Here is a 12,501-nt window from a genome sequence, read left to right on the forward strand (position 1 = left end):
TCGCGCTCACCGCAACGTCCATAGCACGCTCTACGCCGCGACCACCCTGGGAGGGGATGCCATGACACACGCCATGTCGCGCTTGGGCGCGATGATGTTTCTGCAGTTCTTCATCTGGGGAGCGTGGTTCGTGACCCTGGGGACGTACCTGGTGCAGGGCCCCCTGCAGGCCAGCGCGAGCCAGGTGGCGACGGCGTTCCTCAGCCAGTCCATCGGCGCCATCGTGGCGCCGTTCCTGGTCGGCCTGATCGCCGATCGCTACTTCGCGGCGCAGCGCATCCTCGGGGTGCTGCACCTCGCCGGCGCGGTGCTCATGTGGCTGGCATCGACGGCGAGCAGCTTCGGCGTGTTCTCCGCCTGCGTCATGGCCTACATGCTGCTGTTCATGCCGACGCTGGCGCTGGCCAACAGCGTGGCGATGCGGCACATGCAATCGCCTGAAAAGCAGTTCCCCCCGGTGCGCGTGGCCGGCAGCGTCGGCTGGATCGTGGCGGGCGTACTGATCGGCTGGCTGGGCTGGGAACAGGCGCACCGGCTCGAGCTGACGTTCCGGATGGCGGCGCTGGCGTCGCTGGCCTTGGGCCTGTACGCCTTCACCCTGCCGCACACGCCGCCGCTGGCGCGACAGCGCGACGCCGGGCTGGGGCAGCTGCTGGGACTGGACTCGCTGCGGCTGCTGAAGTCGCGCTCCTATCTGGTGTTCTTCCTGGCGTCCATCGCCATCTGCATCCCGCTGGCGTTCTACTACAACTTCACCAACCCGTATCTCAACGCGCTGGGCGTGCGCGGCGCCGCTGGCTTGCAATCGCTGGGCCAAGTGTCCGAAGTGCTGCTGATGCTGGCCATGCCGTTCCTGTTCGCGCGGCTGGGGGTCAAGACGATGCTGGCATTGGGCATGGCGGCGTGGGTGTTGCGCTATGCGATGTTCGCCTTTGGCGATGCAGGCAGCGGCTTCTCCTTGCTGGTGATCGGTATCGTGCTGCATGGCATCTGCTACGACTTCTTCTTCGTCACCGGCCAGATCTACACCGATGCGCATGCCGGCCCTGACGCGCGCAGCAGCGCGCAGGGGTTCATCACCCTGGCCACGTACGGCGTGGGCATGTTGATCGGCACCTTCCTGTCCGGCGCGGTGGTAGAGCACTACACCACGGCGGCGGGCCCGGACTGGCAGCGGATCTGGCTGTTCCCGGCAGGCGTGGCGCTGGTCGTCCTGGTCGCCTTTCTGTTGCTGTTCCGCGACCGCCCGGCGGCCGCGGCCGTACCCTCCTCGCCCCGAGTACCCAGCCGATGAGCAAACTTGGAATCGCCATCGTCGGCACCGGCATGATCGGTGCGGTGCATCGCCGTGCCGCGTTGCTGGCCGGCGCCGACGTCCGCGGCGTCGCCGCCTCTTCGCCGCAACGTGCACGTGAGGTCGCGCGGTCCTGGAACGTGCCGCGCGCCTATCGCGACATCGAGGACGTGGTCGCCGATCCGCAGGTGCAAGTCGTGCACGTGTGCACGCCCAACCATCTGCACCGCGCCATGGCGCAGGCGGCGCTGCACGCCGGCAAGCACGTCATCTGCGAGAAGCCCTTGGCGACGACCTTACAAGACGCGCAGGCATTGGCGGCACTGGCCGCCTCGGCCGGGCTGGTCGCTACGGTGCCCTTCGTCTACCGTTACCACCCGGTGGTCCGCGAAGCGCGCGCGCGCATCGCGCAGGGCGAACTGGGGCCGCTGCGGCTGATCCATGGCAGCTACCTGCAGGACTGGCTACTGGACCCTGCCAGCAACAACTGGCGCGTGGACCCGGCACTGGGCGGTACCTCACGCGTGTTCGCCGACATCGGTTCGCACTGGTGCGACCTGGTGGAATGGGTGAGCGGCGAGCGCTTCGCCGAGGTCAGTGCGGCGTTTGCGACCGTGATCGCCGAGCGCGGCACCACGACCGGACAGAGCTTCACCACGCCGGCGGCAGGCGGCGCGATGCAGGCGGTGGCGAGCGAAGACGTGGCGATGGCGCTGCTCAGAACCGGCGCAGGCACGCTGGCGTCGTTGACGGTCAGCCAGGTCTCGGCGGGACGCCGCAATCGGCTCTGGTTCGAGATCGATGGCGCCATGGCCAGCGTAGCGTTCGATCAGGAGGACGCCGAACGGCTGTGGATCGGCCGGCCGGACCAGCGCGAGGACATCTTCGTGCGCGGGCCGGGGGCCGGCAGTGCCGAACAACGCCGGCTGTCGACGCTGCCGGCCGGGCACGCGCAGGGCTACGGCGATTGCTTCGAGGCGTTCGTCGCCGACACCTACCGCGCCATCGACGGCGAGCCACCGGACGGCCTGCCCACGTTCGAAGACGGGGTGCGCTCGGCACTGATCGTCGATCGTGTCATCGCGTCGGCCAAGACGCGCAACTGGACATCCATCGCTTGAATTCCGGGAGAACTGATCGATGAACGCACCGACACGCAGGATCGCGACCCTCGCCTTGCTGTTGCTATTTTCCGTGCCCGCCTTCGCACGCGACACCGCTGGCTCACAACAGCCCATCGCGGTGCAGATGTACACGCTGCGCAACGCCGGCACGCTCGACCAACAGTTGAAGATCGTCCACGACGCAGGGGTGGGCGCGGTGGAAACGGTCGGCACCCAGAACGTCAGCGCGGCGGAACTCAAGCAGCTACTGGACACGTATTCGATCAAGGCGATCTCCTCGCACGTGCAGCTGGCTGATCTGCGCAAGGATCTGGACGGTGCGGTGGCCTTCAACCGCGCGATCGGCAACACGACGCTGGTGGTGCCTTACCTGGACCAGAAGGATCGGCCCACCGACGCCGCAGGCTGGACCGCCCTGGGCAAGGAACTGGGCCAGCTCGCGAAGCGCGCTCGCGCCAAGGGCATGCACCTGGCATATCACAACCATGACTTCGAACTGGTCGACTTCGATGGCAAGACCGGCCTGGAACTGCTGTTCGCCGCGGCAGGCCCAAATCTCGAGACCGAACTGGATCTGGCCTGGGTGGCGCGCGCGGGCTACGACCCGGCGGCAATGCTGGGCAAGTTCAAGGGCCGCATGTTCGCGGTCCATGCCAAGGACAATGCACCGAAAGGGCAAGCTGAGGACGAAGGCGGCTTCGCCGCCGTGGGCCGCGGCGTACTGGACTGGAACACGATCCTGCCTGCGGCGGCCGGTGCCGGCGTGCGCTGGTACATCATCGAGCACGATCATCCGCGCGATCCGGCGACGGTCATCCAGACCGGCGCGGATTATCTGCGCCAACACCTGCCCGCCAGCGCACCTCGCTAGCACGCAAAGGAGCCCCGCTTGAAGACGATCCTGACCATGGCCGTGTTTCTGCTTGGAACGGCACTTGCGACCACCGCGTGGGCCAAGGACGACCCTGCGGCCGGCGCGCAGCTCTACGCAACGAATTGCACGGCCTGCCATGGCGCCGATCGCGCCGGCGTCGCAGGCGCATTCCCCGCGCTCACCGACGTGGGCCAGCGGCTAAACGCGGCGCAGATCAAAGGAAAGATCCGTAACGGCGGCGGATTGATGCCGCCGTTTCCTCAGTTGTCGCAACAGGATGTCGACAACATCGCCAGCTTCCTGGCGCAATAGGGCCTGTCATCGCTCTTTGAGTCGGTCGCGTTGGGTGTGCCAGCTTGCCCGCCGGCGCTGCGTGGCGCGGCGCTTGACTGGTGGTCGGTTCCCGCCGCGCGCTGCCTGCGGGTTGCCTGACCGACCCAACCCGCAGGACAGCGCTTGCGCGCCTGGCGCTACGCCATCGCCCCAGCCTCGCATTCTCCACACTTGCGCGCCGCTTGCCCGCGTGTATACGCAAGCGCAGGGCGATCTGTGCGGAGATCGATGGCAGGCCCTACAGCGTGCGCACCCAGATATTGCGGTAGCTGACCTTGGAATCGTGCTCCTGCAGGGAAATCGGCGCGCACGCATGCGGCGCGTACGACGGCGCGCCGATGTACTCGGTCTTGCCCGCCACGACGGTGTCGTCCTGCACCAGCACGCCGTTGTGCAGGACGGTGATGCGGGCGGGCGACGTGAGCCCGCCGCCCTGCGAAAAGCGCGGCGCTTTCCAGATGATGTCGTAAGCCTGCCACTCGCCCGGCGCGCGCGACGCGTTCACCAGCGGAATCGCCTGCTTGTAGATCGCGCCGGCCTGGCCGTTGGCATAGGTCGGGTTGTTGTAACTGTCGAGCACCTGCAGCTCATACAGTTCCTGCAGGAAGATGCCGCTATTGCCCCGCTGCTGGCCGTCGAACCCGCGCGTCTCGGTGGGCGTGCGCCATTCCACATGCAGTTGGATATCGCAGAAGCGCTGCTTGGTGCGGATGCCCTTGCTCCCTGGGACAACGGTCAGCGCACCGTCGGCGACGCTCCAGGGCACGGCTCCACCCTGCTCCGACTCCCAGGCCGAGAGATCCTTGCCATCGAACAGCACGATCGCATCGGAGGGCGCGCGGCCCGCAGGCGTGGCCACGATCGCGGGGACCGGCTTCCAGACCTCCGTCTTGCTCGGATCGCGCGACGGGTCGCCGCCGGTCTGCGCGAACGCAGGCATTGCGACCAGCAGGCAGGCCGCCGTCAGAAGGGATCTGGTCATGATGTTCCTGCGGAAGTGGCGCATGGGCGCATCTGCGCGGTCCATCAGTTGGTCGCCCAGGCCGGCGTACCTGGGACATAAGCCATGTCGCCGTCGTAGCGGCCAGGCACGGCGACATACCGCAGGACCTCGGTCGCAGCGACCTTCGAGCTGAAGAAGCTGAAGATGGTCAGCTGCTTGATCATCGTGAAGTAATGCGGCATCGCATCCGCCGTCTCGCCGGTGCCGGTATCGGTCGTTCTGACGGCGTGTTTCCTGGCTTCCGCGTCCAGCGCGCGCAGCAGCTCGGTGCGTGCCTGCGGCGCCAGCGACACGAATCGGCCGCCGGCGCGTGTGTCGATGTCGACCAGGCCGGCGCGAAACGCGGCCTGCTGTTTGGCGGTATAGCAATCGGTGACGAATTGCGCCATGAACCCGCCGACGCCGGCGTCCTTTGCCCCTGGCGTCTTGGTCCGCGGCAAGATGGTCTCGGCGATCTCGTCCAGCGTACCGACATCGGCGGCGGAGAACGCACTCTTCGCTCCCGCGGCCGATGCCTGTGCATGGAGGAGCGCGGGCAGGCCGACCATGGCCGCGCCGGTGGCGGCGACAATCATCTTCAGTAGCTCACGGCGTTCCATCACAGGTTCCCCGCTTTCAGCTCGCGCACGGCATGGTCTGCAGCCCGTGCCGTCAGCGCCATGTAGGTCAGCGAAGGATTCACGCAGGCACTGGAGGTCATGCAGGCGCCGTCGGTCACGTAGACGTTCGGCGCATCCCAGACCTGGTTATGCTGGTTCAGTACGGAATTCTTGCGATCGCGCCCCATGCGCGCGGTACCCATTTCATGGATGCCCTTGCCGGGCGCATAGTCGTCGTCGTGCATCTGCACATCCTTGACCCCGGCGGCCTCGAACATCTCGGCGGCATCGGCCGCCATGTCCTTGCGCATCGCCTTTTCGTTCGCACGCAGCGACACATCCATTGCCAGCACCGGCAATCCCCATTTGTCCCTGCGCTGCGGGTCCAGGCGAATCGTATTGTCGTGGTGAGGCAACATTTCGCCGAATCCGGTCATGCCGATGCGCCAATCGCCCGGCTGAGTCAGTGCGTCCTTCAGGTCGGCGCCGATGTTCAGCTCGGCGATCTCGCGCGACCAACCGGTGCGGCTGGCGCCACCCTGGTAGCCGAACCCGCGCAGGTAGCCGCGCTTGTCCGCAGCGACATTGCGGAAACGGGGGATGTAGAACCCGCAGGGGCGACGGCCGAAGTAGTACTTGTCTTCGTAGCCCTCGATCCGGCCGGAGGCGCCCGCACCGAAATGATGGTCCATCACGTTATGCCCAAGCTCGCCGGACGAAGAGCCCAGGCCACCGTCCCAGACATCGGTGGCCGAGTTCATCAGTAGCCAGGTCGAGTTGAAGGAAGACGCGTTGAGGAAGATGACGTTGGCTGTGTACTGATAGGTCTGCCCGCTCTCGGCGTCGATGATCTCCACGCCCCGCGCACGCTTGCTGTCCTTGTCGTAGAGCACTTCCTTGACGATCGAGAAGGGGCGCAAGGTCAGGTTGCCGGTCTTCATCGCCGCCGGCAGCGTCGCCGACTGGGTCGAGAAGTAGGCGCCGAAGGGACAGCCCAGGATGCACTTATTGCGATACTGGCAATTGACGCGGCCCTGCTCAGCCATCGGCTGGGTGATATTGGCGGTGCGCGAGTGGATCAGGTGCCGGGTCCCGCCGAAGGCCTTCTTGATTCGCGCGGCCACGTCCTTTTCGACGATGTTCAACGGGATCGGCGGCAGGAACTCGCCATCGGGCAACACGTCCAGTCCCTCGCGCGTGCCGGCGATGCCGGCGAACTTCTCCACGTAGTCGTACCAGGGCGCGATGTCGGCGTAGCGAATCGGCCAATCGGTGGCGATGCCGTCCTTGAGGTTCGCCTCGAAATCCAGGTCCGACAGGCGATAGCTCTGCCGTCCCCACATCAGCGAGCGGCCACCCACGTGATAACCGCGAAACCAGTCGAAGCGCTTGAGTTCGGTATACGGCGATTCTTTTTCGTTGGCCCACATGCCTTGCAGGTTCTCGACCAGGCCGTAGTCGCGCTTCAACACCGGATAATCGGCCTTCATCGCCTGGGTCGGCCGGTTGTAGTGAGGGAAATCCCACACTTCCTTCATCGCGTTGACGTAGTCCTTGACGTGCTCGATGTTGCGCCCGCGTTCCAGCATCAACACCTTGAGGCCTTTTTCGGTCAGCTCCTTCGCCGCCCAACCGCCACTGATTCCAGAGCCGACGACGATGGCGTCGTAGTGATTGTCTGCCATGGGTTCTACTTCACCTGGGTAGATAGCGTTTCAGACGTCGCAGAGGCGGATCGCCTCGCGCAGCGAACCAACGGGATCCGGCGCGGCAGGAATGAATTCCTGCGCCAGATAGCCATCGAAACCGGTATCGCGGATCGCGCGACAGATGGCGGGGTAATGGAGTTCTTGAGCGTCTCCGATCTCATGCCGGCCAGGCACGCCCGCAGTGTGGTAATGCTTGAAGTACGCGTGGTGCTTGCCGATGGTGGCGATGATGTCACCCTCCATGATCTGCATGTGGTAGATGTCGTACAGCAGGCCAAAATACGCCGAGCCGATCCGCCGGCACAGCTCGACGCCCCAGGCAGCGTGGTCGCACAGGTAGTCGGGATGATCGACCTTGGAGTTCAGTAGCTCCATCACCAGCACGACACCGCGCTTCTCGGCATGCCCGAGGATGCGTTTGAGTCCGACTTCGGCGTGGGCCATGCCGTCCTGGGGATCCATGCCATTCCGATTGCCGGAAAAACAGATCAGGTTGCGATAGCCGGCATCGGCGACCAAGTCGATGTGGCGCGTATAGCGCTCGACCAGCTGGTCGTGGAACTGGCTGCCAGCGAACCCCTTGTCCAGGCCCATCTCCGCGCCGTTGCACATCGAGCTGTACACGTCATTCGCCTTCAGCGTGGGCCAATCGGCCGGGCCCACCAGATCGATGGCGGCGAAGCCAATGCTTTTCACCGTCTGGCAAAGCTGGGCGATCGACTGCTGCGGAAACGTCCAGCGCGCGACGGAATGCTTCAGGTTTCCCTTGCGCGGCGAGGCAGCGCCAAACGCAGGCAGCACGCGCGTAGCACCAATGCCAAGGCTCCCGGCGACACCAAGGCGCAGCGCATCTCGCCTGGTGACTCCCGGAGCCGGCGGTGGCCCGCTCGATTGGATAGACATCCGCTTTCCGACCTCCCAACCGGTATCGAATACTGAGGATTCGCCTCAATTCAATCGATTGCACCATAGAGGAGAAAATCGCCTTTTTGCAAGACGCAGTGCACGAAACGCATGCTGCGGGCGACAGTGCCTGTCGCGCCTGTTGCTGCGTCACCGCGATGAATTCGGGAGGACACCGGACGAACCAGGCGTACAGCGGAGAGGGCATCCGCAAACCGGCGCCGCGATGGCAAAGCATGGCGAGAGATCGGTGCGTCCGTCGCCCCTCAAACAATGACACTGATGGCTTTGGTGACCGTTGTGATCGCTTCGGCGACGCGTTTCAGACCTGCCCGCCACGCCGGCTACGCGCATTCACGACAGCTGACACCTTCGGCCGGGCTGGCCCGCCCGTGAGCGACAGCATCGGCTCCGCACGAGCGACTGCGTCAACGCGTGGCTCGAGCCGACCGCTCGTGCAGCCACGTTAGCGCCCCACGAAGGCAGGAACAGCAACGCACCTGCCGCTTGCGGACACGCTTAGGCTTGAACATCCACACCTGTAAGAAGGACGGCTGCGATGCGCCCAGTGATCGATACCGCCTGGCTTCGACCTTCGTTGGGTCAAAGAACGCACACTCGCACGTGAGACTCGCCGTGCCACTCAGTCGATCGATCCTCCTGACACCCGAGGCGGTATCAACGCAGCACCTAGGGCCGAAGCACCTTGGGTCACGGTCTTACACGCTTGGCTGCCCGATCGCGACAAGGTCGAGACGGCTTCGTGATCGACAGCGCCGATCGCCATCGCAAACAGACCGAAATCAGCATCTCGATCAACCGCCCATGCCGACGTCGCTGACCGACAGCCGCATCGCTACCCCCGCGAAGCGGTACGCGATATCCGTGCCAGCCGTACTTCGACAACAAACACTCCGCTATGCGGGGCCAGCACTGCTGGGCAAAAGAAAAGCCCCTCGAAAGGGGCTCTCCTCGGATATTCAACAACACTTACCGCTCAGCGTGTCTTAGAACGGAATATCGTCGTCCGCGAAGTCGTCCATCGGCGGTGCGGACTGCTGCTGGGCCGGCTGCTGGCGGCGTGGCGCGTAATCCTGGCCACCACCGCCGCCACCGCCCTGCTGGCGCGGCGGAGCGGAGCGCTGCGGGCGATCGCCGCCCATGCCACCACCGCCGCCTTCACCACGGCCACCAAGCATCTGCATCTCGTTGGCGACGATGTCGGTGCTGTACTTCTCCACGCCATCCTGTCCAGTGTACTTGTCGTAGCGCAGCTCGCCTTCGACATACACCTGGGAGCCCTTGCGCAGGTATTCGCCAGCGATTTCGCCGAGCTTGCCGAAGAACACCACGCGGTGCCATTCAGTGCGCTCCTGGTTGTTGCCGTCGCGGTCCTTGCGAACGCTGGTGGTCGCCAGGCTGACCCGGGTGATCGCCATGCCGGCCTGGGTGTACTTGGTGTCGGGGTCGTTGCCGAGGTTGCCGACGAGGATGACTTTGTTGATGCCGCGGGCCATAAATGCTTCCGAGATGGTGCGCCAGCGCAAGGCGCAGGCGATGAATGTCTTGGGGCCATGGTACCGCACCTGCCCTGCCCCGGTCCCGGCGGCACCCCGCAGCCGGGCCCAGGCCAATGCCGCATCGGCGGGTCGGAAGAGCCCGACCCACGCGCACCAAAGGGCCTTGCGCGGCCGTCACGGGCACCTGCGGGACGGATGCGGCCGGGACACCTATAATCGACGCACATCTCGATCCGCCTGCGCATGACCATCGCCGAAGACCTCCCCGCCGTGCTGGGCCTGCCCCAGATCCAGTCCCTCGCCGCCCCCGACATGGCGGCCGTGGATGCGTTGATCCGTCGCCGCCTGGCCTCGGATGTGGTGCTGATCAACCAGATCGCCGATCACATCATCTCGGCCGGCGGCAAACGGCTGCGCCCGATGCTGGTGATGCTGGCCGGCCGCGCGACCGGTGGGTCCGGGCCGGAACACCACCAGCTGGCGGCCATCATCGAGTTCATTCACACCTCCACCCTGCTGCACGACGATGTGGTGGACGAGTCGGACCTGCGGCGCGGTCGCAGCACCGCCAATGCGCTGTGGGGCAATGCGCCCAGCGTGCTGGTCGGCGACTTCCTCTATTCGCGCAGCTTTCAGCTGATGGTGGAGCTGGACCGCATGGAGGTGATGCAGATCCTTGCCGACACCACCAATCGCATCGCCGAAGGCGAGGTGCTGCAGCTGCTGCACGTGCACAATCCGGATACCGACGAAGCGGCCTATCTGCGCGTGATCGAGCGCAAGACCGCGGTGCTGTTCGCTGCCGGTACCCGCCTGGGTGCGCTGGCGTCCGGGGCCGATGCCCAGACCCAGCAGCGCCTGTACGACTACGGCATGCAGCTGGGGTATGCGTTCCAGATCGCCGACGACGTGCTGGACTACTCGGCCAATGCCGACGAACTGGGCAAGAACCTCGGCGACGATCTTGCCGAAGGCAAGGCCACGCTGCCGCTGATCCATGCCATGGCCCATTCCGACGCGGCCACCCGCGCGCGTCTGCGCGCGATCGTGCAGGACGGCGACGCCACGGCGATGCCGGAAGTGCTGGCGGCGATCCAGGCGACCGGCGGACTGGACTACAGCCGCGCCCGGGCAGCCGAATATGCCGCTGCCGCCGAGCGCGCGCTGGATGGCCTGCCCGAGAGCGAGGCCCAGGCCGCACTGCGTGGTCTGGCGCGCTACGCGGTGGAACGTCAGCACTAAACCAACCTGATCGCGCGTCCCGCCGGCAGGGTCGCCCCGGGACGCGCGACCGCGCAGACGCCGGTCTGGACCGGCGTCTGCGCGCAGGTCAGTCCCAACGTTCCTCGAAGAAGTCGCGCAGCATGCGATAGGCGCGTTTGGCCGCACGCGGGTTGTACTGGCACCCCGGCGGGCTGTTGGCATCGGCCTCGGCGAAGCAATGCACCGCGCCGCTGAAATTGACGAACTGCCAATCGGCACCGGCGCGGTTCATCTCCTGCTCGAACGCCGCGATGTCCTCGCCGCTGACACTCTTGTCGTCGGCACCATTGAGGACCAGCACGGGCGCCTTGGCGCTCCCCGCGGCAGCGGGCGCTGGCGTCGACAAGCCGCCATGCAGGCTCACCACACCGTCCAGCGGCGCACCGGCACGCACCAGCTCCAGCACGGTGGTACCGCCAAAGCAGAAACCGACCGCACCGATCCTGGCCGCATCCAGCGGCGCCTTGCCGGCCTGCGCCTTGAGCACGTCCACCGCCTTCAGCGCGCGAGCGCGCAAGGTCGGCGGATCCTTTTTCAGGGCACCGGCGAACTGGCCGGCCTCGCTGTCGTTGGCAGGACGCTTGCCCTTGCCGTAGACGTCGGCCACCAGCACCACGTAGTCGTCGCCAGCCAGTTGCTTGGCCTTCTCGACCGCCGAGGCATTGACTCCGCGCCAATTCGGCACCATCACCAGGCCCGGACGCTTTTCCTGCTTGGCGTCGTCGTAGACCAACACGCCGCTGTAGGTCTCCTTGCCGACCTGCCAGTCCACCGGCTTGGCCTGCATGGCCGCCCACACCGGGGCCGTCGCCACGCATAGCACGACCGCCGCACCCCATTGCCAACGCTTGCTCATGCGCCTGCTCCATCGCGGAAAGAACCCGCAGTGTGGCAAAGATCGCCGTGCGCGGGTCAAGCCGCTGCAGCAACCACTCCGCCCACCCCGGCAATTCGCGACCAGGGGCAGGCTACGTGCGTGCGATGCAGCGGCGTGACGGCGGGCCGATGTGCGCCATCGGCGACTCACTCGATCCCGATGCCGGCAATCGCGGTGATCGCATCCGGGTCGAACCCCGCCAGTTCGGCGAAATGGCGGCCACGCGCGACGTAGTCGCGGTAGGCGCCGAAACTCGGCGCCCCCGGCGACAGCAATACCACGCCGCCCTGCTCGCCCAACGCGGTGCGCGCCTGCGCCATGGCCTCGGCCAGGTCGTCGGCGGCGTACAGATCGAACCGCCCGGCCGCGGCCAGCGGGGCCAGCATGGCGTGGATGCGCGGCCCGTTGCTGCCCATGGTGACGATCGCCACCGGTGGCACGTCCTGCGCCATATGCTGCACGAAGTCGCTCCAGTCCAGGCCGCGGTCGTGCCCGCCCACCAGCAAGGCGATCCGCTCGCCGGCAAAACAATCGAGCGCGGCCAGGCTGGCATGCGGAGTGGTGCTGATCGAGTCGTTGACGTAGCGCAGCCCACCGACCGCACCGATGAACTGCAGCCGGTTGGGCAACGGCCGGAAGTCCTGCACGGCCGGCGCCAATGCGGCCGCATCCAGCCCCAACGCCTCCAGCGCGGCCAACACGGCGCACAGATTGCTGCGATTGTGCCGGCCAGGCAACGGCGTGGCGCGCGTATCGAAGATCGCATGCGCGCCGCGGTAGACGACCTCCTCGCGCAGATGCCAGCCCTGCGGCTGGTTGAACCACACCACCTCGCTGCGCGGCAACGACAGGCGGGCCAGCTGTGGATCGGCCGCGTTGAGGACCGCAATCTCCGGTGCAGCTTCGGTCACCAGCCGTAGCTTGTCGACAAAGTAGCGCTGCTCGCTGCCATGCCAGTCGAGATGCTCGGGAAACAGATTCAACACCACCGCCACCTGCGGG

The 12,501-nt window shown here is 66.1% G+C and carries 12 protein-coding genes; 5 read left to right on the top strand and 7 right to left on the bottom strand.

The window, feature by feature from the left end; translation table 11 throughout:
* Positions 1-61: 61 nt before the first annotated feature.
* From CKY51_RS05395 to CKY51_RS05410, 4 genes are read left to right on the top strand one after another with little or no spacing between them, the layout of a single operon-like run.
* Complete coding sequence (locus CKY51_RS05395) at positions 62-1,294, top strand: MFS transporter (protein ID WP_031340706.1); 1,233 nt, start codon at positions 62-64, stop codon at positions 1,292-1,294.
* Complete coding sequence (locus CKY51_RS05400; RefSeq protein ID WP_022974119.1) at positions 1,291-2,415, top strand: Gfo/Idh/MocA family protein; 1,125 nt, start codon at positions 1,291-1,293, stop codon at positions 2,413-2,415. The genes CKY51_RS05395 and CKY51_RS05400 overlap by 4 nt, the downstream gene beginning before the upstream one ends.
* A 19-nt stretch (positions 2,416-2,434) precedes the next feature.
* On the top strand, positions 2,435-3,289 hold the full coding sequence (locus CKY51_RS05405) for a sugar phosphate isomerase/epimerase family protein (protein WP_022974120.1): 855 nt from the start codon (positions 2,435-2,437) through the stop codon (positions 3,287-3,289).
* A gap of 18 nt (positions 3,290-3,307) precedes the next feature.
* The gene (locus CKY51_RS05410; RefSeq protein ID WP_022974121.1) at positions 3,308-3,604 is read left to right on the top strand and encodes a c-type cytochrome; all 297 of its coding nucleotides are present in this window, start codon (positions 3,308-3,310) and stop codon (positions 3,602-3,604) included.
* A gap of 259 nt (positions 3,605-3,863) precedes the next feature.
* On the opposite strand, the gene CKY51_RS05415 is transcribed toward CKY51_RS05410, so the two are convergent.
* From CKY51_RS05415 to CKY51_RS05435, 5 genes are all read right to left on the bottom strand, one after another.
* Entirely contained in the window at positions 3,864-4,607 is a 744-nt protein-coding gene (locus CKY51_RS05415) for a 3-keto-disaccharide hydrolase (protein ID WP_022974122.1), read from the bottom strand.
* 44 nt (positions 4,608-4,651) lie between these two features.
* Positions 4,652-5,227 (bottom strand): gluconate 2-dehydrogenase subunit 3 family protein, encoded by a 576-nt coding sequence (locus CKY51_RS05420; RefSeq protein ID WP_022974123.1) that lies wholly within the window; start codon positions 5,225-5,227, stop codon positions 4,652-4,654.
* Entirely contained in the window at positions 5,227-6,912 is a 1,686-nt protein-coding gene (locus tag CKY51_RS05425) for a GMC oxidoreductase (protein WP_152248966.1), read from the bottom strand. Before CKY51_RS05425 ends, CKY51_RS05420 begins: the two co-directional genes overlap by 1 nt.
* 30 nt (positions 6,913-6,942) lie before the next feature.
* Positions 6,943-7,839, bottom strand: coding sequence for a hydroxypyruvate isomerase family protein (locus CKY51_RS05430; protein ID WP_152248967.1), 897 nt, complete (start codon positions 7,837-7,839; stop codon positions 6,943-6,945).
* 1,007 nt (positions 7,840-8,846) lie between these two features.
* Positions 8,847-9,356, bottom strand: a complete 510-nt coding sequence (locus CKY51_RS05435) for a single-stranded DNA-binding protein (protein WP_031340711.1) — start codon at positions 9,354-9,356, stop codon at positions 8,847-8,849.
* Positions 9,357-9,602: 246 nt separating this feature from the next.
* On the opposite strand from CKY51_RS05435, the gene CKY51_RS05440 reads away from it, so the two are divergent.
* Positions 9,603-10,601, top strand: coding sequence for a polyprenyl synthetase family protein (locus tag CKY51_RS05440; RefSeq protein ID WP_022974128.1), 999 nt, complete (start codon positions 9,603-9,605; stop codon positions 10,599-10,601).
* 88 nt (positions 10,602-10,689) lie between these two features.
* Here CKY51_RS05440 and CKY51_RS05445 read toward each other — a convergent pair whose 3' ends face one another.
* Together CKY51_RS05445 and CKY51_RS05450 are read right to left on the bottom strand one after the other, a co-directional pair.
* Complete coding sequence (locus CKY51_RS05445; RefSeq protein WP_022974129.1) at positions 10,690-11,478, bottom strand: dienelactone hydrolase family protein; 789 nt, start codon at positions 11,476-11,478, stop codon at positions 10,690-10,692.
* A 167-nt stretch (positions 11,479-11,645) separates the two neighbouring features.
* The coding region (locus tag CKY51_RS05450) for a Mur ligase family protein (RefSeq protein ID WP_152248968.1) at positions 11,646-12,501 on the bottom strand (856 nt) is incomplete at its 5' end.

It is taken from the genome of Xanthomonas maliensis, from assembly GCF_009192945.1.
Taxonomy (GTDB): Bacteria; Pseudomonadota; Gammaproteobacteria; order Xanthomonadales; family Xanthomonadaceae; genus Xanthomonas; species Xanthomonas maliensis.

Excerpts from the sequence above, each read along its gene's own strand:
- CKY51_RS05420 (WP_022974123.1), bottom strand. The coding sequence starts at position 5,227 with ATGGAACGCCGTGAGCTACTGAAGATGATTGTCGCCGCCACCGGCGCG.
- CKY51_RS05435 (WP_031340711.1), bottom strand. The coding sequence starts at position 9,356 with ATGGCCCGCGGCATCAACAAAGTCATCCTCGTCGGCAACCTCGGCAAC.
- CKY51_RS05405 (WP_022974120.1), top strand. The coding sequence starts at position 2,435 with ATGAACGCACCGACACGCAGGATCGCGACCCTCGCCTTGCTGTTGCTA.
- CKY51_RS05440 (WP_022974128.1), top strand. The coding sequence starts at position 9,603 with ATGACCATCGCCGAAGACCTCCCCGCCGTGCTGGGCCTGCCCCAGATC.
- CKY51_RS05400 (WP_022974119.1), top strand. The coding sequence starts at position 1,291 with ATGAGCAAACTTGGAATCGCCATCGTCGGCACCGGCATGATCGGTGCG.
- CKY51_RS05415 (WP_022974122.1), bottom strand. The coding sequence starts at position 4,607 with ATGACCAGATCCCTTCTGACGGCGGCCTGCCTGCTGGTCGCAATGCCT.
- CKY51_RS05425 (WP_152248966.1), bottom strand. The coding sequence starts at position 6,912 with ATGGCAGACAATCACTACGACGCCATCGTCGTCGGCTCTGGAATCAGT.
- CKY51_RS05395 (WP_031340706.1), top strand. The coding sequence starts at position 62 with ATGACACACGCCATGTCGCGCTTGGGCGCGATGATGTTTCTGCAGTTC.
- CKY51_RS05430 (WP_152248967.1), bottom strand. The coding sequence starts at position 7,839 with ATGTCTATCCAATCGAGCGGGCCACCGCCGGCTCCGGGAGTCACCAGG.
- CKY51_RS05445 (WP_022974129.1), bottom strand. The coding sequence starts at position 11,478 with ATGAGCAAGCGTTGGCAATGGGGTGCGGCGGTCGTGCTATGCGTGGCG.